The following is a 19,861-nucleotide window of genomic DNA, read 5'->3' as shown; positions in this document are numbered from 1 at the left end:
CCAGACCTAAAAAAGTCATAGAAAGCAGAAAAGTAAGGAATAGCAAGGCTTTCAGAAAATGCGGGAGTGTTGCAGAATTTCTGAAAAACTCCACTTCTAAAAACAACGGAAAAACCTATACTTAGAAATATACTTGCAACACCCCCACACACTCTCAAAATTTTTCAAAAATTCTGCAACAGCCTCAGCAGATTATATTAACATTGCTTTCAAGTGCTTGATAATTAAGGCTTTCCCGCTATGTCCCATTATGTCCCGCTATGTCCCGCAAACAAGAGGGTTGTTGCAGAATTTCTGCAAAATTACAGTGCACCTTACGAACATTTCACAGAAAGGCAGGCAAGGGAGGCAATAGAGCATGCCAGTAAGATCCTTGAGTTCGTCCGTCATCAGATGGGTCTCTAAAGAAGAGGTTGAGAAGACTCTCAGAGAATGGGCTCATAAGGTGAGGTCAGAGCACCCAGAGGTGCTCAGGGTGGGATACTTTGGTTCTTATGCGAGGGGAAACTGGGGAGTAGGAAGCGATGTGGACCTTCTGCTTGTGGTCTCTGAAAGCAAAGAGCCCTTCATCAGAAGACCTCTCGCCTTTGATACCACAGAGCTTCCAGTTCCGGCTGACCTGCTGGTTTACACAGAAGGAGAGCTGGACAAACTGAAAGACACAAGGTTTTACAGAGAAGTTCTTCAGAAGGAGGTGGTGTGGCTCTTTTAGAGCCTCTGTAGAAGGTAGGCCCACAGGGGCACGCCCAAAAAGCTAACTATAATTCCCAGTCCTGCGCTGGCAAAGGCGAGGTTGTGGTTAAGACCGTATTTCAGGACCAGCACGCTGGCGGTTATCATGGTGGGCATGGCGGACTCAAGCACTGAGACCCTGTAGGCGGTCTCGCTCAGTGGAAAAAACTTCAGCACAAGAAGGGCAAAGAGGGGAGAAAGGAGCATTTTAGTGCCCATGGCAATCCCAAGAAGTTTCAGGTCTCTGCCCATGCGTGAAAACTCAAGAGATAGGCCTAGGGAAAAGAGGACAACAGGAAGCAAAGATGCCACAGAAAAGTCCACAAACTTCCACAGGGACGCAGGCAAATCATAGCCTCTCAGGGCAAAGCCAGAAATAAGCCCCAGAAAGGGCGGGAAAAGGACTATAGACTTTATGTCAACCTTTCCGCTCACTATGAGAAAGCCCACAGAGGATACAGCCAGAAAAGAACCCACGCTGTCGTATATGACCGCATACTTGAGACCTTCCTCTCCAAAGTATGAAAAGCTGTAGGGATATCCCAGAAAGGCTGTGTTCCCAAAGGCGGAGACCATCATAAGAGTTCTCAGGTTGACTCCATCAAGCCTCATCAATCTGCCAAGCGCGTAAGAAGAAAGAAGGCAAAAGGCTATCACAAGCCATGCACCAGCTCCCACAAGGAACACCTCTCTGGAGAGCCCCAGGCTGTGGGCGGTCTTGAAGCTAAGAAGTGGAAGGGCAAAGTAAAGCACGTAGTTGACCAGAACCCTTGAGTGCTCCTCTGAAAAAAGCCCAAGCCTTTTGAGCGTGTAGGCAAGGCTCACAGTCAAAAAGACCTCAAGCATAGAAAAAGCTCTCTATCTGCCTCCTTATTATGCGGTAGGGTCCGAGGTGAAGCCTGAGAAACTTCTCAAGTCTTCCTATGGGCAGGAGGTTCTGGGGTGACCTTCTGTCCTGAAAGGACTGACTGGCAAAGAGGGGAAGAACCCCTGCCGAGAGGTCTGCAAGTCTTTTCACCTCGTCAAAGTCTCTTCTAAAGACTTCTACTCTGGCAAGTCCATGTATTCCCTCGTGCTCACTGAGCTTTACATACCATGTGTATTTATCCACCTTTTCTTTCTCTTCCTGCTTCTGCTGGTAATGAGTCTTTATTATGGGGCTCCTCTGCCCTGGGCGGAGGGAGTAAAGAAGAGGTAGGTAGGAGCTTTCCATGTAAAGTCTCTTCATGCCCTTTACAAAACCAAGAAAGGGAGTGTTCTTCAACCTGTAGCTAAGCGTGCCATCACACACCACAAGGCTGTCCTGAACCCTTTTGTAAACATGAAGAGCCAGTTTTGCCTCAAGCTCTTCCTTCATGTATCTGTTTACTTCCACAGATATCTCACCTTCAACAGGGTATGGTCTGAAGCCGAGCACTTCTTGCAGGAGGGCACCCTTTTTGTGGACCAGTAGCCTCTCTATTTTGCTAAGTAAAAGGGCTTCTCTCAGCAGGTTCATTCTTCCGTATTCTATCCTCAAGGCACCTGCACCCAGTGATAGAAAGGCACCTTCGAAGCTCTCTCCCGTTTCTTCGTCTCTTATGTAGGCAAGGCACTCTGTGCGTCTCACACCATCTATAAACACAAGGCTGAAGCTCTCAGGCAAATAGCCCTCATATACCTTTGGCTCCTCTGCAAAGTCGGCAAACTGTTCTGACTCCTCCATCTCAACTGGTTCCACCTCCTGCGGTTGCTGGGGGCTCAGGGATACTCTGTATTTTCCCAGAACTTTCATATTCCATATCCTCCAGATTTTTGCCTATCAGGTATTTTAGCTCATTGAGGTTCTCACCGGTCACAGCAGATATGGCTATGAAGGGATAGCCCTTTTTTTCAAATTCCCTTCTGAGAATATCAAGGTAAGACCGGTCCGAAAGACCATCTACTTTGGTTCCCACCACCAGCTGCGGCTTTTTCATGAGCTCAGGGCTGTAATTCTCCATCTCTTTGCAGACGGCTTCAAAAGCCCTTATGGGGTCTTCGGTCCTTCCATCCGATATGTCCACAAGGTGAAGCAGTAGCCTCGTCCTTTCTATGTGTCTGAGAAACTCATGACCCAGCCCCCTGCCCTGACTTGCACCCTCTATCAGACCGGGAATGTCTGCCAGCACCACATGCCTTTCCTCGTCCAGATCCATCACACCGAGCACCGGAGACAGGGTAGTGAAGGGATAGTCTGCTATCTTCGGTCTTGCCCTTGTGAGCTTTGAGATGAGGGTGGATTTGCCTGCATTGGGAAGGCCCACCAGACCTACATCCGCTATGAGCTTTAGCTCAAGGACAAGCCATCTTTCTTCTCCCCTTCCCCCCTTCTCTGCATACCTTGGCGTCTGGTTTGTGGGAGTGGCAAAGTGGGCATTGCCCCTTCCACCCCTTCCACCTTTTGCCACCACGCACCTCTGCCCGTCCATGAGGAGGTCGCAGAGCACCTGCCCCGTCTCCGCATCCATCACCACGGTGCCTACGGGCACCTCTATTATCAGGTCTTCTCCGTCCCTTCCCTTCTGATTTTTACCCCTGCCGTGCTCCCCTCGCTGGGCCTTAAAGTGTGCCTGAAACTTAAAGTCATACAGAGTGTGCTTTCTGGAAGTGGCAAGCAGAACCACATCTCCACCCTTCCCGCCATCGCCACCCGCCGGTCCTCCAAAGGGTCTGTATTTTTCCCTCAGAAAGGCGACCGCTCCATTGCCACCATCTCCTGCCTTAACGTGAATTTTCACCCTGTCAACGAACATAGGGAAAAAGTATAATTCCCCTGTGTTTGAACTCAACGGTTTTAGAGTTGGCTTTTTCTGCTCCACCGCAGATGGAAAGATAACCACCAACAGAAAGTTCAGGCTTGCAAACCTGAGCTACGAGAGGGTAATGGATGCTGTGGAGAAAAACCTTGAAGACTTCAAAAGGCTTCTTGACCTCTCCCTGTCTCTCGGCTGTGGTATATTCAGGCTTGGCTCGGATATAGTGCCCTTTGCCTCCCACCCCTTCTTCAAAAGGGAGTGGCTAAAGCCCATAGGGGAAAGGCTGGAGGAGTTCTCAGAGGTTTTAGAGGAATACCCAATAAGAATAACCATGCACCCGGGGCAGTTTGTGGTGCTGAGCTCTCCAAGAAAAGAGGTGGTGGATGCATCACTGAGGGAGCTGGAGTATCACTTTTGGCTTCTTGATAGGCTGGGGGTTGGAGAGGAGGGTGTGGTGGTAGCTCATGTGGGTGGAGTATACGGCAGTAAGGAGGAAAGTCTGCACAGGTTTAGAAGGCTTTTGAGGGAAAACCCCTGGCTCCACAGGAGGCTCGCCGTTGAAAACGACGAGAGGCACTACACGGTGAGAGACCTTCTGGATGCAGAGCTTGGACTGCCCATAGTCTTTGACTACTATCATCACACCCTCAACCCCTCAGAGTTTGACCCTCAGGAGGTGCTCAGTAGCTGGAGGGGGCGAGTGCCTGAGTTTCACCTCTCTTCCAGACCTGAGGGGAAACACCGCTTTGGCGAGCACGGCGACTGGGTCAGGCTTGAGGACTTTCTCAGCCTTGTGCACATGTTTGGTGGCAACAGGATTGACCTTGTGCTGGAGGCAAAGCAGAAGGAGAGGGCAGTGGAAAAGCTCCTGAGAGAGCTATATATTTACTCTGATGCTGAGCCTTGAAGAGCTCCAGAAAGCTCCCGAAAAGCCTGGTGTATACATCTTTAAGAAGGGAAAAAAGCCCATATACATAGGAAAGGCAAAAAGCCTGAGAGACAGACTTGTCCAGCACTACAGACTGGCGGAGAAGGACAGCAAAGAAAGAGCCATAATAGAGAACTCTACCAGTGTGGAGTGGGTAATAACCAGAAACACCTTTGAAGCCCTCACCCTTGAGGTAGACCTCATACAGCTCCACAAACCCCGATACAACGTGCTACACAAGTATGGAGGCGGATACCCTCTACTTCTCATAACGGAGGATGCCTACCCCACCGTAAGGGTAGTCAGAGGCACAGAACACGCAGGACAGCTCTTTGGACCTTTCTTTAGCCCATCAAAGGCAAAGAGGGTGAAGAGACTTATCCACAGGGTTTTTAAGCTCCGCACCTGCGACCCCATGCCCATAAGAAAAGAGCCCTGCATGGACTATCACCTTGGACTCTGCTCAGCACCCTGCTGTGGTCTTATAGACAGGGACGCTTACAGGCTTTCTGTAAGGTCTGCTGTAGCTCTCCTTTCGGGGGAGGTGAGCGGAGTTCTGGAAGAGCTCTACTGGAGAATAGAGAAGGAAATGCATTCGCTCAACTTTGAAAGGTGTGCCATGTTGAGAGACCAGATACAGGCTCTTGAAAACCTTTCAAAGGGTCAGAAGGTTTCTGGTCTGGCTTATGGCAGTGCAGACATACTATACACCATAGGCAGGGTTCTTGGCATATTCCTCATAAGGTCAGGCAGGCTTGTAGACAAGCAGGTCATAACTCTGGAGAAGGAAGAGGAGCTTGAGGAATTTATCCTTGGTTTTTACTACTCAAGCCCTCTGCCTCAGAGCCTTGTGGTAAACTTTGAGCTCTCTGAGGAAGCCCTCTGGTGGCTATCGCAGAGGGGGAATTTTGAGCTGAAGAGAGATATAGACCAAGAGCTTGAGGAGCTTATTGAGGAAAACCTTGGAGAACACCTTGACCCGGCGGTTCTCAGAGATGAGTTTCACAGAATTCTCAGCATTCCACTGCCCGAGAGGATTGAAGGCTTTGACATATCTCACTTTTACGGAGAATACACTGTGGGCTCCTGCGTGGTGTGGGAGATGGGGGCGATGAACAAAAAGGGCTACAGAAGATACAGGGTCAAGAACTTTGAGGGCATCGACGACTACAGGGCAATGGAGGAGGTGCTCACAAGAAGGGCAAGGAGGCTCAGAGAGGGCGAAGAGAGGATGCCAGACCTCTGGCTGATAGATGGAGGCTACGGACAGCTAAGAGTGGCGGTAAGGGTCAGAGACAGGTTCTCACTTCCCATAAAGGTCTACGCTCTGGCAAAGGAGGAAGAGATTCTTATATCTGAGGAAGGGAAGGAAATAAGGCTATCACAGTATCCTGTTCTCTACAGGGTCTTTGGTCTTATAAGAGACGAAGCCCACCGCTTTGCCCTCACCTACAACAGAAAGTTAAGACTCAGGGAAGGCATCAGCGATGTGTTAGACAGAATAAAGGGCATAGGAGAGGCGAAGAAAAAACTCATATACAGAAACTTTGAAAACCTTTACGAATTTCTGAAAGCTGACGACAGAACACTCAAAAGGTTGGGCATCAATCCCAGTGTCAGACAGGAGGTGGCAAGGTATCTTCAACAGTAGTCAGAAGGTTATAATATAAATCATCACTTTTTGACAGGAGGCACGCATGGCAAAGGGAACGGTGGCTTATAAAATACTTCAGAACCACCTCGTGAGCGGAAGGCTTATCCCCGGAGAGGAGATAGCCATCAAGATAGACCAGACGCTCACTCAGGATGCCACGGGTACCATGGCATACCTGCAGTTTGAGGCAATGGGAGTGGACAGGGTAAAGACAGAGCTTTCTGTAAGCTACATAGACCACAACATGCTCCAGACGGACTTTAAAAATCCCGATGACCACAAGTATCTCATGAGCGTGGCAAAACGCTACGGCATATGGCTTTCAAAGCCCGGCAACGGCATATGCCATCAGGTGCATGTGGAGCGATTTGCAAAGCCCGGCAAAACCCTGCTTGGCTCAGATTCGCATACACCCACCTCCGGTGGTGTGGGTATGATTGCCATAGGTGCAGGGGGACTTGATGTGGCTGCCGCCATGGCAGGTGAGCCTTTTTACCTGAAAATGCCGAAAATAGTAGGTGTAAAGCTAACGGGTAAGATGCCCCCATGGGTTACTGCAAAGGACATAATCCTTGAACTTCTGAGGAGACTTACCGTCAAAGGTGGAGTGGGAAAGATTTTTGAATACTTTGGAGAGGGTATAAAGGAGCTCTCTGTGCCTGAGAGAGCCACCATCACCAACATGGGAGCAGAGCTTGGAGCAACCACATCTCTCTTTCCCTCTGATGAAATTACCAGAGCTTACCTGCGGTCCCAGGGCAGAGAGGGAGACTGGATGGGGCTTCTGCCAGAGCCAGATGCAGAATACGACGAGGTTATTGAGATAAACCTTTCGGAGCTTGAGCCCCTCATAGCCTGTCCACACTCTCCCGACAATGTCCTGCCCGTCAGAGAAGTGGAGGGCACAAAGGTAGACCAGGTGGTCATAGGCTCCTGCACCAACTCTTCCTTTGTGGACCTCACACGGGCAGGGCTAATGCTCAGAGGTAAAAAGGTGCATCCGGACGTGGTATTTGCTGTGGCACCCGGCTCAAAGCAGGCTCTTGAACTCATAACTCAGAACGGGGTGCTTTTGGACTTTCTCAAAGCAGGAGCGAGAATCCTTGAGAGTGCCTGCGGCCCCTGCATAGGCATGGGCTATGCTCCACCAAGCGGGGGTGTTTCTGTGCGTAGCTTTAACAGGAACTTTGAGGGAAGGTCTGGCACGCCCGACGCAAAGGTCTATCTGGCATCTCCAGAGGTATGCGTGGCTGCGGCCATCGCGGGAGAGATAGTAGACCCCAGAAGGCTGGCAGAGAGGGAGGGCATTCAGTGGGTCAGGGTGGAAATGCCCGAAAAGTTCCCATACGGAGATGAAGCCTTTATACCGCCACTACCGGAGGAGGAGGCAAGAGAGGTAGAAATATACAGAGGTCCAAACATAAAGCCCCTTCCGGAGTTTGATGAGATGCCCGAGGGCATAATGGGAGAGGTAAGCCTTATAGTGGGGGACAACATCACCACAGACCACATCATGCCTGCAGGTGCAAAGATACTTCCTCTCAGGTCTAACATATACGCCATAAGCGAGTATGTGTATCACTATGTGGACCCGGAGTTCGTCTCAAGGGCAAAGAAGGTAAGGGATGAGAAGGGCAAGGCTAGCATCATAGTGGGCGGAGAAAACTACGGACAGGGCTCTTCCAGAGAGCATGCGGCTCTGGCTCCCAGATTCCTTGGGGTGCGTGCGGTCATTGCCAAGTCCTTTGCAAGAATTCACCACGCAAACCTTGTAAACTTTGGCATAGTGCCCCTTGAGTTTGTGGATAAGGAAGATTACAACAAGTTCTCCCTTGGAGACGAGATAGAAATTCCAGAAATTGCAGAAAGGCTCAGGGCTGGGAAGGAAGTTTTGGTCATAAACAGGGCCACGGGAGAAGAGATAGTGTGCAGATACAACCTTACCCCAAAACAGGTGTCCGTGCTTCTGGCAGGAGGGCTTCTTAACTGGATAAAGAACAAGCAAAAGGTGGAGGTATAACCTGCTGTGAAGGTGTGGTTTATTGCCTTGACAATTTGCCTTGCGTCGGTGGTGCAATCAAAAGAGGTGCCTTTTACTCTTGAAGACAGGGACAGGCTTATTCAAATAGAAACTGAGCTGAAAGCCCTGAGTAAGAGCGTTGATGTAAGGTTTGATGAAGCTAATAGGAGAGTAGATACAAGGTTTGATGAAACCAACAAGAGAATAGACGAGATAAACCGTAAAATAGACATGCTTTTTAACTTTCTGTGGATAATCAGTGGGGTTTTTACCACTATAACGGTTGCCACTATCGGCTTTGCCATATGGGACAGAAGGACTGCTATTAAACCTCTTGATGATAGAGTTAGAAAAATTGAAGATAAGGAGAAGGTTTTCATTGATGCACTGAAAAAGCTGGCAGAGAGGGACAGGGAACTTTTTGAACTTCTAAAAAAATACAACCTTTTGTAGGAGGTAGGCTATGAAACTGCGTAAGGTAGTTTCTGTTGTAGGTGCTGGGAATGTGGGGGAGCACACTGCCAGTCTTCTGGCTCTGAGGGGTCATGTGGACGTGCGCATGTTTGACCTGCCAAAGAGGGATGGGGAAAAGGTCATTGAACCAGTTAAGGGTAAAGCACTCGATATTCAGCAGATGCTTTCCGCTCTCAACATAGATGGAAGAGTGGAGGGCTATTCAGTCTCCCCCGAAGGTGAAGGCTATGAAGCTCTCAAAGACAGCGACCTTGTGGTGATAACCGCAGGCTTTCCGAGGCGTCCGGGCATGTCCAGAGAGGACCTCCTGGACAGAAACATATCCATCCTCTCTGTTATAGCCAGCAAGATAAAGGAGTATGCACCAGAAGCCATAGTTATCGTGGTCACAAACCCAGTGGACCTCATGACCTACGCCGTCTACAGAATACTTGGCTTTGAGAAAAACAGGGTGATGGGTATGGCTGGCGTGCTTGACTCTGCACGTTTCAAAACCTTTATATCAAAGGAGATAAGAATATCACCCCAGGATATAAACGCCTATGTGATAGGCGGACACGGCGATGAGATGGTTCCTCTTATATCCATCTCCAACGTGGGAGGAATACCTTTAAAGGATATGCTTCCAAGGGAGAAGATTCAGGAACTTATAAAAAGGACACAGTTTGGCGGGGGTGAGATAGTGGACCTTATGGGAACATCTGCCTATCACGCACCCGCTGCATCCATAGTGGAGATGGTGGAAGCCATAGTGACCGACAACAAGAGAATCCTTCCCTGTTCTGTATACCTTGATGGTGAGGTGGGGCAGTATTACGAGGCGGAGGGGCTGTGCGTGGGTGTGCCAGTAAAACTTGGCAACAACGGAGCCGAAGAAATCATTAAAATACCCATGATAGAGGAAGAGCGTAATATGTGGAAGAAGTCTGTGGAGTCCGTAAGGAAGAACATAGCAATCGTGGAGGAGCTTTTAAATGCGAGAAGTGCACTATGAGCAGATAGTTGAAGCTGTCAGGCGTATTGCCATAAAGGCAAACTATGAGCTTCCTGAAGATGTGGAGCTCGCCTACCAGTCCGCACTCAGGAGGGAAGAGTCTGAGCTGGGGCGTGAGGTCCTTCAGCAGATTCTCCTCAACATAAGGGCTGCCAGGGAAGAGCAAGCAGCTTACTGTCAGGATACGGGTGTGGCAGTGGTCTTTGTAGAACTTGGACAGGAGGTGCATGTGGTGGGTGGCTCTCTTGAGGACGCCATAAACGAAGGAGTAAGAAAGGCTTACACAGAGGGGTATCTCAGGGCTTCCATGGTCTACGACCCCGTTTTTGAAAGGAAGAACACAAGGGACAACACGCCTGCGGTAATTCATTACAGGGTTGTGCCGGGAGACAGGCTAAAGCTCACCTTTGCACCAAAGGGTGCAGGCTCGGAAAACACCTCAAGGCTCGCCATGCTAAAGCCCGCCGACGGCTGGGAGGGCGTAAAGAGGTTTGTTCTTGAGACGGTCAAACTGGCGGGACCCAACGCCTGCCCACCCTTCACCGTGGGTATTGGTATAGGGGGCACTTTTGAATACTGTGCCCTTCTGGCAAAGAAGGCACTTTTAAGACCGGTGGGAGAAAGGAGCTCAGACCCGGTGGCAAGAAGGATAGAAGAGGAACTCATAGAGGAGATTAATAAGATAGGCTGGGGACCCATGGGCTTTGGTGGAACGGTTACTGCGGTGGATGTAAAGGTGGAACTCTACCCCTGCCATATAGCCTCCCTACCGGTGGCAGTCAACATCCAGTGCCACGCAAGCAGGCACGCAGAGATAGAGCTGTGAAGTATATTCTTATTCTGGCTTTTATAGGTCTAATAACCGTGCTTTTTTTGAGTGGGATGGCTTTCAGAATGTTGAGGAGGAGGATTTCATAAAGATTTCAGATTTAGAGCGTAGATTAAAACACTCATTAGAGGAGGGTTAAAATGAAAGGTTTGTGGCTGAAAGCTTTTGTTTCCTTTGCTTCGTACAGTCTTATATCCTCATGTGGTGGGGGTGGGGGAGGTTCGCCCACCATTAGAGCTGACCTCTACATTACAGACGCTCAGGAGAATACCTATCAATCGGTGATTGTCAGGATTTATGAAATCAACCTCTGCTCAGACAACGCATGCCAGAGCAAGATAAACCTGTTTACAAACCAGCAAGGCGTGGAAATTGACCTGAAGAGGCTTGAGAACGTCATGCAATACCTGAACACAGGGGATATACCACAGGGCACATACAACAGGCTTGAAGTGATACTTGACAAGAATCTCAGTGTAGATAATAACCCTGCACAGTTTAATTCAATAAGCCAGACAAATAAACCTAACACCGTTTACTGCCACGCTGATAATAAATGCCACATAAGGTTTAACGGCATAGTTCAGCCTTTTTCAGTGGGAAAGTTTGCTGTGGATTTTGACCTCAAACAATTTCAGATAAATCAGAATACAAGTCCATGGACTGTTACTGACCTTCTTATGAAACCCCTCACTCCTGCGGAGGTGGGTAATAGGGGTTTTGTTCTTTTTCTGACGGTCAATAGCATGGGAAATGACAGTTTTACAGGTTCCTGGATGAGTCGCACTTATACAGTTAGCTTAAATCAGAGCACTACCTGCAGTATAAACCATACCTTTTACTCCGGACAGCAGTGTTTGCAGCACCTACAGAGAGACATGTGTTATATGGTCAGGGTGCGTCAGGATCCTTCAGCTTACACCTCCCTGATAGCTTCTGATATTTCATCCGCACCTCAAAGACTCTGTGTAAGATGAAAGGACCCGCCTCAACGGCGGGCTCGACTAGATATTTCAGGGCATGGGGCAGGGTATCTGTATTGCCACCTTCAAGTGTATGCCGTAGTATGGATAGTAAGGTACTGTCGCAGTCCAGGACTGGCCTGTTGCGTTGTATTTGAACTCAAACTGACCCGGAGCTGGGTTTCTTGCGGGAGGAGTGGTGCTATAGCCTTGTATGTGGAGGCTTTCATTCCATAGACCACCATACTCATCACCATAGGCAAAATAGACACCAGCGTTGAGCTGTATCCTTATGTCCACATAACCCGCAGAAGCTGAGGGTGATATGGTTACAGTCCCCACGTTAATGGTCTGTGCTGCAAGGAGATTGTATGTCTGAGTTCCACCAGTATAGTATACATACATTGCCCAGTTGCCTTTTGTAACGTACCTTGTCCCCTGAGCCCAGGCTGTTTCTATCTGATAGCAGGCTCTTGGCATAGGGTTCCAGCAAAAGGTTATGTGGCTTATTTCAAAGGGTCTGCCAGTTCTCGGATTTATAGGAGACATGAGGTTTGTGTCATAGAATACTTGCGGGTCATATTTGTAGATGTTTGCATAAGTACCACCCTTTACTATAACTGCGCCTATTGAGTTTGGAGAGGCAGACCAGTCAAAACCTGTTCCGCTATAGTTGGAAATGGTTATGTTGTTTGAATGACTGTCGGGAAAAGTAGCAGTGTATGTGCCGTTAGCTGGAGGGTCAATCTTATATGAATACACGTAAGGTATACCAGTATATGCGGTTGCCTGCTGACACTCAAAGCCTGCGTTACCAGATTTCCAGTCTGGCACAACTATGGGCTCAACAGATGCAGCATAAACAGCACCCCCAAATACATAGGCTAATACCATAACTAATGCGTAAAATAACTTTCTCATGGTTACACCTCCTAAAGTTTAATCTAATGGAGGTTGGAGTCTAGGCAATCCCCTTCACGAAAATTTCACGAAGGACTCACCCTCTAAACTGACATGTTTCCTCATCAATGGTAGAATACAGTGGCTTTACCCTTCCCTCTGGCGTTGTGTCCTCAAAGTCTCTGGGAACCCCCAGCTCCTCTATGCAGTGCACAAGGTCGTGGTAGAACTCCGCCACCTTTACAAGCCCTGTTATCTTGCCCACCTCGTTGAAAGCCCTTATCTTATCAGTAGCCTTGCCCTTGCCCCTTTCCACTATGGCACCTGCGTGTCCAAAGGAAACACCTTCCAGCTTTTCCTGAAACCTCCCTGCCACAAAGGCTGCGACGGGCTTGTTCCACCTGCCCTCTTTCCAGAGCCTCAGTATGGTCTCTGCCGCCTGCTCCTCGTAGGAACCTCCCACCTCACCCTGAATTATTACACCTTTAACGTTGGGGTCATCCGCTATGTTCTCAAGGGCGTCCGCAAAGGTGGTGCAGGATATGACATCTCCACCCAGAGCAAGAGCCATGTAAACTCCCCATCCCCTGCGCTTGAACATCTCGGCAGTGGTTGTGGTCAGACCTCCGGATTTTGAGAGTATCACAAGACCACCCTTCTCATAGGCTATGGAAGGGTTTTTGCCACCTATGGCTCCGATTCTTGCAGGAACCCAAGGGATCATACAACCAAGGGATGTGGGACCCACTATGATTGTTCCCCTCTCCTTAGCGTAGTGGTAGAAATACACCGTATCCCTTATGGGCACGTGCTCGGTAATTATGAATATGACCCTTATGCCCGCATCAACCAGCTCTATTACTGCGTCCTTGACAGAAGCTGGCGGCACGTATACTATGCCTGTGTTTATCTCCGGATGCCTATGCAGAGCCTCTCTTACTGTGTTGTATACGGGCTTGCCCGCCACCTCAGAGCCACCCTTACCGGGAGTGACGCCCGCCACCACAAAGCCCGGGTAGAGGGCTTCAGACTCCGCCACCACCTGAGAAGCTTCTCTTCCGGTTATACCCATTACTATTATTCTCGTTTTGTCGTTGAGGTAAACAGTGCCCACATTCCAGTTTTTTTCCATTTTTTTAACCTCCACAAAATTGTATGATTATTATATGCTACTTCTGGTCTTTCTGCTTCTGTTGTCCTCCAGCTCCTTTGCCTTCTTCCACTGCTTTTTTGATGCGGGCAAAAGGTATGGCCTTGACCCCGTGCTTCTTATATCTATAGCCAGTGCGGAGAGCAACTTCAATCCGAGGGCTATAAATGTAAACACAAACGGGACGAGAGATTACGGCATCATGCAGATAAACTCCTTCTGGCTTGAGAGATACAGGATACCCAGAGAGTGGATTTTTGAACCCTGCTACAACATTCACTTCGGTGCCATGGTGCTAAGAAGGTGTATGGATATCCATTCCAACATCTCCCTAGCAGTGGACTGCTACAACAAGGGAAGCAAGGCGAAGGGGCACGGTGCCTATGTGGAGAGGGTTTTCAGGAATTACAAAAAATACTACACTATGTTAAAATAGGTGAGATGAAAAGGAACTTTGTGGACCTCTGGGAGATAAGTCCTGAGGAAGGGTGGAGCATACTTCAGGATGCTCTTAACATAAAGAGGGGGTTTGACAGAGAAAAATATCTCCAGGGAAGGAACATAGCCCTCTACTTTACTAAGCCCTCTACAAGGACCAGGGTCTCCTTTGAAGTAGCCATAGCACAGCTTGGTGGAAACTCCATATTCCTCCATGAGGAGAGCCTTCAGGTTTCAAGGGGTGAGGACCTGAGGGATACTGCAAGAACCCTTTCAAGGTATCTGGATGGAGTTGTGATAAGGACTGACTCTCACAAAAAGCTGGAGGAGTTTGCCAGACATTCAGAGGTGCCCGTCATAAATGCCCTCACAGACATGGCACATCCCTGCCAGATACTGAGTGATATATTTACCCTTTATGAGACCTTTGGGGAAGACATGCAGAGTATAAAGATAGCCTACGTGGGAGATGGAAACAACGTATGCAACACATGGCTGGTGGGTGCAGGACTTTTTGGTCTGAAACTCTTCGTGGCAACGCCTGAGGGTTATGAGCCCAGCAGTCTATACTATCAGGCTGGTGAAGACCTCTGCAGGATAACAGGGGGAAGCATATACCTGACAACCAATCCTATGGAAGCAGTGAAGGATGCCCATGTGGTCTACACAGACGTGTGGGTGAGTATGAACCAGGACAGAAAGGAGGAAAAGCTCCAGGCTCTAAGACCTTATCAGGTAAACGCCCAGCTCCTCTCCTACGCAAGACCCGATGTGAAAGTAATGCACTGTCTGCCCGCAAGAAAGGGAGAGGAGATTACAGAAGAGCTCTTTGAGGCTTATGCTGACTTTATCTTCACACAGGCAGAAAACAGATTACACACTCAGAAGGCGCTTCTGAAGTTTCTCTTCACTCCACAGTGACCGTCTTTGCAAGGTTTCTGGGCTGATCCACATCAAGCCCAAGATAGTCTGCTATGTAGTAGGCAAAAAGCTGAAGGGGAATTACGGTGAGGAAGGGTGTAAAGTCCCCTTCCACTGCCGGCACCTCCAGCAGGCTCTCGCAGAGCTCTTTTAGCTTTGTATCTCCCCCAAAGCCTACCCCTATGACTCTGCCCTTTCTTGCCAGAACCTCCTCTATGTTGGAGATGGTCTTCTCGTATACCCTGTCTCTTGGAGCTATGGCAACCACAGGCATGCGTTCGTCTATGAGTGCTATGGGTCCGTGCTTCATCTCTCCTGCTGGGTAGCCTTCCGCATGTATGTAGGATATCTCCTTGAGCTTGAGAGCTCCTTCAAGGGCGATGGGATAGCTGAGATACCTGCCCAGGTATATGGCATTCTTGTAGTCCGCATACTTGAGGGCTGTTTCTCTGACCTTTTCTGAGTCTGAAAGTATCTCCTCCACAAGGTGGGGCACTTTGAGGAGGTTTTCCATGAGCTTCTCTCTCTTTTCTGAATGGCTGACCGCAAGTGCATACAGGACGGCGAGCTGCGCGGTAAAGGTTTTTGTTGCTGCAACCCCTATCTCCGGTCCTGCGTGAGTATACAGGCTATAGTCAGACTCCCTATCAAGGGCACTGCCTATCACGTTTACTATAGAGAGAAGGGTTGCACCCTTTTCCTTCATGGCAAGGGAAGAAAAGCGGGTGTCTGCGGTCTCTCCCGACTGGGAGATGGCAATAAGAAGGTCTCCCTCTCCCACAGGGCTGTCTGAGTATCTCAGCTCTGAGGCATACACCAGCTCAACGGGCACTCCTGCGTATTTCTCAATCCAGTATTTGCCTACAAGTCCGGCGTGGTAAGAGGTTCCGCAGGCAACCACCAGAACTCTCCTGTAGTCTCTGAGGTTTATGGGCAGTTCGTAGCTTCTTGATATGTAGCCCCTTATGGTGTCTCCCAGGGTTCTGGGCTGTTCAAATATCTCCTTTAGCATAAAGTGCTTGAAGCCCCCCTTCTCCGCAGACAGCACATCCCAAGGAACGTGCATTATCTCCTTTGTCAGGAGGTTGCCCTCAAAGTCGTATATGAAAAAGCCATCCGGTCTTAGGTCCACCACCTCACCGTCGTTAAGGGGTATCACATCTCTTGTGAAGGGCAAAAGCGCTGGAATGTCTGAGGCTATGAAGTTTTCTCCTTTACCTATTCCCACCACTAGCGGGCTTCCGTATCTTACCGCCACTATCCTGCCGGGTTCTCTCGTGCTTATTACCGCAAAGGCGTAAGCCCCCTTCAGCCTTTTTATAGCTTTCAGGACAGCCCTGAGCAGGTCGCCCTCATAATTCAGAGAGATAAGATGAACTATGGCTTCTGTGTCCGTCTGGGATTTGTAATCTACGCCTTGCCTCTGGAGCTCTTCCCTGAGCTCTCTGTAGTTTTCCACTATACCGTTATGAACTACCGCAAACTCACCCTTGCTGTCCACGTGGGGATGGGCGTTGAGCTCGCACACCTCCCCGTGAGTTGCCCAACGAGTATGACCTATGCCCGCAGTGGCTTTTAGCTCTTTTCCCCACAGGCTTCTGACAAGCTCTCTTATCTTACCCACCTTCTTCTCCACGTAGAGCCCGCCGTTCTCTATCAGGGCAATGCCAGCAGAGTCGTAGCCTCTGTATTCAAGCCTTTCAAGTCCCTGCAGAAGCACGAGAAGCGCCGGGTTTGAACCTGTGTAGCCCACTATCCCACACATGCCTAAAATTATAAGGCTATGGAGGAAGTCGTAGTAGTAGGTGGAGGTCTTGCTGGTTCAGAGGCAAGTTTCAGGCTTGCAAGCATGGGTGTTAAAGTCCTTCTGTATGAGATGAGACCAGTAAAGGGAACGCCCGCCCACAGAACGGGAAGGTTTGCAGAGCTTGTATGTAGCAACACTCTTGGCAGTATGGAGCTCACATCGGGTGCAGGGCTTTTGAAGGCTGAGATGGAGCTTCTTGGCTCTCTGGTGGTGGAAGCTGCAAAGGAGGCCTACGTGCCTGCGGGGACAGCCATGGCGGTGGACAGGGAGGTCTTTTCAGAATACATAACACGCAGAATATTAGAGCATCCCAACATAAGGCTCATAAGGGAAGAGGTGAAAAAGGTCCCCAGGGACAGAATCGTCATAGTTTCCTCTGGACCCCTCACCTCAGAAGCCCTTGCGGAGGACATAAGAGAGCTCGTGGGCTTTGATTACCTTTACTTTTACGATGCTATCGCTCCCGTAGTGGAGGCGGAGAGCGTGGACTTTTCTAAGGGCTTCTGGGCTTCTCGCTATGGAAAGGGAGGTGATGACTACTTTAACTGCACCCTTACGGAAGAAGAATACAGGGTTTTTTACGAGGAGCTTCTCAGGGCTGAAAAGGTTCAGCCAAAGGACTTTGAAAACCTCGTCTACTTTGAAGGCTGTATGCCCATAGAGGAGCTGGCAGAAAGGGGCTACAAAACGCTTCTTTTTGGACCCATGAAGCCCGTGGGGCTTGTGGACCCCAGAACGGGGAGGCAGCCCTTTGCAGTGGTTCAGCTAAGAAAGGAAAACAGAGAGGGGACTCTTCTGTCTCTGGTGGGCTTTCAGACCCGCATGACCTACTCAGAGCAGAAAAGGGTCCTCAGGCTCATACCCTGTCTGAGAAATGCAGTCTTTGTAAAGCTGGGTTCCATGCACCGCAACACCTTTATCCAGTCCAACAGAGTTCTGACACCTTTCCTCAACATGAGAAAGCACGAAAACATCTTCTTTGCTGGGCAGATAACGGGCGTGGAAGGCTATGTGGCCTCCGCAGCCACGGGCATATTGGCTGGCATAAACGCAGGAAGGCTCGCAAAGGGCAAACCCCTTGTAGTTCCCCCAGAGGAGACCATGCTTGGCTCACTGGTGAGATACATAACTGGTAAGGATGGCAGGCTTCAGCCCATGTCGCCCGTGCTGGGACTTCTGCCTCCGCTGGATGCGAAGGTAAAAGACAGGCAGGAAAGGAAAAATATGCTCGCAGAGAGGGCTATAGGGGTCATGCAGGAATGGGCAAGGCTCGTAAACGAGGATATAATTATAAATAGCCCCGCAACGGGACAGGGTTGAACCCCGCCAGGCCCGAAAGGGAGCAACGGTAGGCCCGCCGTCTCGGGTGCGGGGTTTATGTATCTGCAAGCTCACCTCTTAAAAACATATCGTAAGCGTTAAGGTCAAAGTAGCCATGTCCAGAAAGGTTAAAGAGAATAACCTTTTCCTCTCCCGTTCTCTTGCATTCAAGGGCTATGTCTATGGCCTTCTTTATGGCGTGGGATGACTCTGGGGCTGGCACTATGCCCTCAGTTCTTGCAAAGGTCAAAGCGGCTTCAAAAACCTCCCTCTGTTTGTAGGCTGATGCAGATATGAAGCCTTCCTTGTATAAGAGGCACACAAGTGGTGCATCGCCGTGGTATCTTAGCCCGCCCGCATGTATGGGTGGTGGAACAAAATCATGACCAAGGGTGTACATCTTTATCAAGGGCGTAAGCCCAACCGTGTCTCCGTAATCATACCTATATTCACCCTCTGTTAAGGTTGGGCATGCCTTTGGCTCCACAGCGATAACCTCAAGGTTTGGCCTTTCTCCAGTTATCTTATCCTTTAAAAAGGGAAAGGCAAGGCCCGCAAAGTTGCTACCACCTCCTATACAACCTATCACATAGTCTGGGTGGTGGCCAGCCATCTCCATCTGCATCTTTGCCTCAAGGCCTATTATGGTCTGATGTAATAGCACATGATTGAGAACGCTTCCAAGGGAGTATTTGGTGTTTGGCGTGGAAAGGGCCCTTTCAATGGCCTCGCTTATGGCTATACCAAGGCTTCCGGGATGCTCGGGGTTTTCATCGTAGAACTTCCTTCCCGCCTGAGTGAGGGGACTTGGTGAGGGAACAACCTTTCCACCCCAGGTCTCCATAAGTATTCTTCTGAAGGGTTTCTGGTTGTAGCTCACCCTTACCATAAAGACCTCACACTCAAGCCCAAAGAACTGGGTTGCAAAGGAAAGGGAACTTCCCCACTGACCTGCACCCGTCTCCGTGGTTAGCCTTTTTACGCCCGATATCTTATTGTAATAGGCCTGTGCCACTGCCGTGTTGGGCTTGTGGCTTCCCGGCGGTGAGACGCTCTCGTTCTTGTAGAATATCTTTGCAGGCGTTCCAAGGTATTCCTCAAGGTTTTTTGCCCTGTGAAGGGGTGTAGGTCTCCATAGGCTGTATATTCTGAGAACTTCCTCCGGTATGTCTATCCACTCTCTGTCTGACACCTCTTGCTCTACTATAGGCTCGGGGAATATGGCAAGGAGTTTGTCGGGACTTACAGGTTGACCTGTCTGGGGGTCAATGGGTGGGTCAAGGGGCCTTGGAAGGTAGGGCACTATGTTGAACCACTTTCTGGGAATCTGGCTCTCCGAGAGAAGATACTTCATCTGCTCCTCCATAGAAAAAATTTTAAGCAAGAGCTTTCCATATCACTCCTGCTATCTCCTCTTCAAGACCCTCCTTTCTCTCTAAAAGCCCTGCCTCTACCAGCAGAAAGACCCTTTCCAGCGTTCCCACAAAGACTGCCAGTGCATACTCTTTCTTTATCTTTACCATGCCTTCCCTGATGCCTTCTTCTATTAGCTCAAGGACTGCATCCTTTGGGAGGGGGCTGAACTCTTTAACATCCTCAGCCCTTAGATAGTGAAAGAGATCAAGGTATTTAAAGGCTGAGGGATTTTCAAAGCAGAAGCTCAAAAAGGTATGAACAGTAAAGTAGAACTTTTCTCTGTAGCTTATAGGAGACCGAACTGCAGAAAGAAGTCTGTTGTAAAACTCCTCAGAATAAAGCCCAAAAAGGCCAAGAACTATCTCATCCTTGCTTTTAAAGTGCCTGTATATGGCGCCCTCTGTTATACCCACCTCTCTTGCTATGTCCTTTATGGTGGTCTCCCTTATACCCTTCTCTGAGAAGAGCTTGAGAGAGGCGTCAAGAATTTTTTCCTTTGTCCCCTTTCTACGCATAGTAAATCCTATTATACAATAGGT

At 49.3% G+C, this 19,861-nt stretch carries 18 protein-coding genes, 1 other RNA gene and 1 pseudogene; 12 read left to right on the top strand and 8 right to left on the bottom strand.

Annotated elements, in window-relative coordinates; genetic code table 11:
* Positions 1 to 358: 358 nt before the first annotated feature.
* On the top strand, positions 359 to 712 hold the full coding sequence (locus ACKRDP_RS06970) for a nucleotidyltransferase domain-containing protein (RefSeq protein ID WP_409154054.1): 354 nt from the start codon (positions 359 to 361) through the stop codon (positions 710 to 712).
* Here the strand turns inward: ACKRDP_RS06970 and ACKRDP_RS06965 are convergent.
* The 3 genes from ACKRDP_RS06965 to obgE are packed head-to-tail and all read right to left on the bottom strand — an operon-like array spanning position 709 to position 3,506.
* On the bottom strand, positions 709 to 1,578 hold the full coding sequence (locus tag ACKRDP_RS06965; protein ID WP_409154053.1) for an AEC family transporter: 870 nt from the start codon (positions 1,576 to 1,578) through the stop codon (positions 709 to 711). The two genes, ACKRDP_RS06970 and ACKRDP_RS06965, sit on opposite strands and share 4 nt — an antisense overlap.
* On the bottom strand, positions 1,571 to 2,506 hold the full coding sequence (locus ACKRDP_RS06960; RefSeq protein WP_409154052.1) for a DNA double-strand break repair nuclease NurA: 936 nt from the start codon (positions 2,504 to 2,506) through the stop codon (positions 1,571 to 1,573). The genes ACKRDP_RS06965 and ACKRDP_RS06960 overlap by 8 nt, the downstream gene beginning before the upstream one ends.
* Positions 2,439 to 3,506: a GTPase ObgE gene (gene obgE / locus ACKRDP_RS06955; protein ID WP_409154051.1), complete on the bottom strand. Its 1,068-nt coding sequence runs from the start codon at positions 3,504 to 3,506 to the stop codon at positions 2,439 to 2,441. The genes ACKRDP_RS06960 and obgE overlap by 68 nt, the downstream gene beginning before the upstream one ends.
* Before the next feature lie 22 nt (positions 3,507 to 3,528).
* On the opposite strand from obgE, the gene uvsE reads away from it, so the two are divergent.
* From uvsE to ACKRDP_RS06920, 7 genes are all read left to right on the top strand, one after another.
* Positions 3,529 to 4,416 (top strand): UV DNA damage repair endonuclease UvsE, encoded by an 888-nt coding sequence (gene uvsE / locus ACKRDP_RS06950; protein ID WP_409154050.1) that lies wholly within the window; start codon positions 3,529 to 3,531, stop codon positions 4,414 to 4,416.
* Positions 4,403 to 6,088, top strand: coding sequence for an excinuclease ABC subunit UvrC (gene uvrC, locus ACKRDP_RS06945; RefSeq protein WP_409154049.1), 1,686 nt, complete (start codon positions 4,403 to 4,405; stop codon positions 6,086 to 6,088). Before uvsE ends, uvrC begins: the two co-directional genes overlap by 14 nt.
* A gap of 46 nt (positions 6,089 to 6,134) precedes the next feature.
* A complete protein-coding gene (locus ACKRDP_RS06940) occupies positions 6,135 to 8,111 on the top strand; it encodes an aconitate hydratase (RefSeq protein ID WP_409154048.1) in 1,977 nt (658 codons plus the stop codon).
* Between the two features lie 6 nt (positions 8,112 to 8,117).
* On the top strand, positions 8,118 to 8,564 hold the full coding sequence (locus tag ACKRDP_RS06935) for a hypothetical protein (RefSeq protein WP_409154047.1): 447 nt from the start codon (positions 8,118 to 8,120) through the stop codon (positions 8,562 to 8,564).
* A 10-nt stretch (positions 8,565 to 8,574) separates the two neighbouring features.
* Complete coding sequence (locus ACKRDP_RS06930) at positions 8,575 to 9,579, top strand: malate dehydrogenase (protein ID WP_409154046.1); 1,005 nt, start codon at positions 8,575 to 8,577, stop codon at positions 9,577 to 9,579.
* Entirely contained in the window at positions 9,560 to 10,405 is an 846-nt protein-coding gene (locus tag ACKRDP_RS06925; protein ID WP_409154045.1) for a fumarate hydratase, read from the top strand. Before ACKRDP_RS06930 ends, ACKRDP_RS06925 begins: the two co-directional genes overlap by 20 nt.
* 143 nt (positions 10,406 to 10,548) lie before the next feature.
* Positions 10,549 to 11,385, top strand: coding sequence for a DUF4382 domain-containing protein (locus ACKRDP_RS06920; protein ID WP_409154044.1), 837 nt, complete (start codon positions 10,549 to 10,551; stop codon positions 11,383 to 11,385).
* 36 nt (positions 11,386 to 11,421) lie between these two features.
* Here ACKRDP_RS06920 and ACKRDP_RS06915 read toward each other — a convergent pair whose 3' ends face one another.
* Together ACKRDP_RS06915 and ACKRDP_RS06910 are read right to left on the bottom strand one after the other, a co-directional pair.
* Complete coding sequence (locus ACKRDP_RS06915; protein ID WP_409154043.1) at positions 11,422 to 12,291, bottom strand: hypothetical protein; 870 nt, start codon at positions 12,289 to 12,291, stop codon at positions 11,422 to 11,424.
* A gap of 76 nt (positions 12,292 to 12,367) precedes the next feature.
* Complete coding sequence (locus tag ACKRDP_RS06910) at positions 12,368 to 13,402, bottom strand: succinate--CoA ligase subunit alpha (protein WP_409154042.1); 1,035 nt, start codon at positions 13,400 to 13,402, stop codon at positions 12,368 to 12,370.
* Between the two features lie 34 nt (positions 13,403 to 13,436).
* Here ACKRDP_RS06910 and ACKRDP_RS06905 point away from each other — a divergent pair, with 34 nt between their 5' ends.
* Positions 13,437 to 13,856, top strand: coding sequence for a lytic transglycosylase domain-containing protein (locus ACKRDP_RS06905; RefSeq protein WP_409154041.1), 420 nt, complete (start codon positions 13,437 to 13,439; stop codon positions 13,854 to 13,856).
* A gap of 5 nt (positions 13,857 to 13,861) precedes the next feature.
* Positions 13,862 to 14,779 carry an ornithine carbamoyltransferase gene (gene argF, locus ACKRDP_RS06900; RefSeq protein WP_409154040.1) on the top strand — a complete coding sequence of 306 codons (918 nt, stop codon included), beginning with the start codon at positions 13,862 to 13,864 and terminating at the stop codon, positions 14,777 to 14,779.
* On the opposite strand, the gene glmS is transcribed toward argF, so the two are convergent.
* The gene (gene glmS / locus ACKRDP_RS06895; protein ID WP_409154039.1) at positions 14,766 to 16,544 is read right to left on the bottom strand and encodes a glutamine--fructose-6-phosphate transaminase (isomerizing); all 1,779 of its coding nucleotides are present in this window, start codon (positions 16,542 to 16,544) and stop codon (positions 14,766 to 14,768) included. The genes argF and glmS overlap by 14 nt on opposite strands.
* Positions 16,545 to 16,562: 18 nt before the next feature.
* On the opposite strand from glmS, the pseudogene trmFO reads away from it, so the two are divergent.
* Together trmFO and ffs are read left to right on the top strand one after the other, a co-directional pair.
* A pseudogene (gene trmFO / locus ACKRDP_RS06890) lies at positions 16,563 to 17,879 on the top strand (FADH(2)-oxidizing methylenetetrahydrofolate--tRNA-(uracil(54)-C(5))-methyltransferase TrmFO); the annotation flags it as partial.
* An RNA gene (gene ffs, locus ACKRDP_RS06885) (signal recognition particle sRNA small type) lies at positions 17,876 to 17,973 on the top strand. The pseudogene trmFO and the gene ffs, both read left to right, overlap by 4 nt.
* Here the strand turns inward: ffs and ACKRDP_RS06880 are convergent.
* Entirely contained in the window at positions 17,962 to 19,260 is a 1,299-nt protein-coding gene (locus ACKRDP_RS06880; protein ID WP_409154038.1) for a TrpB-like pyridoxal phosphate-dependent enzyme, read from the bottom strand. The two genes, ffs and ACKRDP_RS06880, sit on opposite strands and share 12 nt — an antisense overlap.
* A 22-nt stretch (positions 19,261 to 19,282) precedes the next feature.
* Positions 19,283 to 19,837, bottom strand: coding sequence for a TetR/AcrR family transcriptional regulator (locus ACKRDP_RS06875; protein WP_409154037.1), 555 nt, complete (start codon positions 19,835 to 19,837; stop codon positions 19,283 to 19,285).
* Positions 19,838 to 19,861: the final 24 nt, after the last annotated feature.

It is taken from the genome of Pampinifervens navoyensis, from assembly GCF_046159715.1.
Taxonomy (GTDB): domain Bacteria; phylum Aquificota; class Aquificia; order Aquificales; family Aquificaceae; genus Pampinifervens.
The sequence above is the reverse complement of the archived record's forward strand: the minus strand, read 5'-3'. Positions and strand labels throughout refer to the sequence as shown.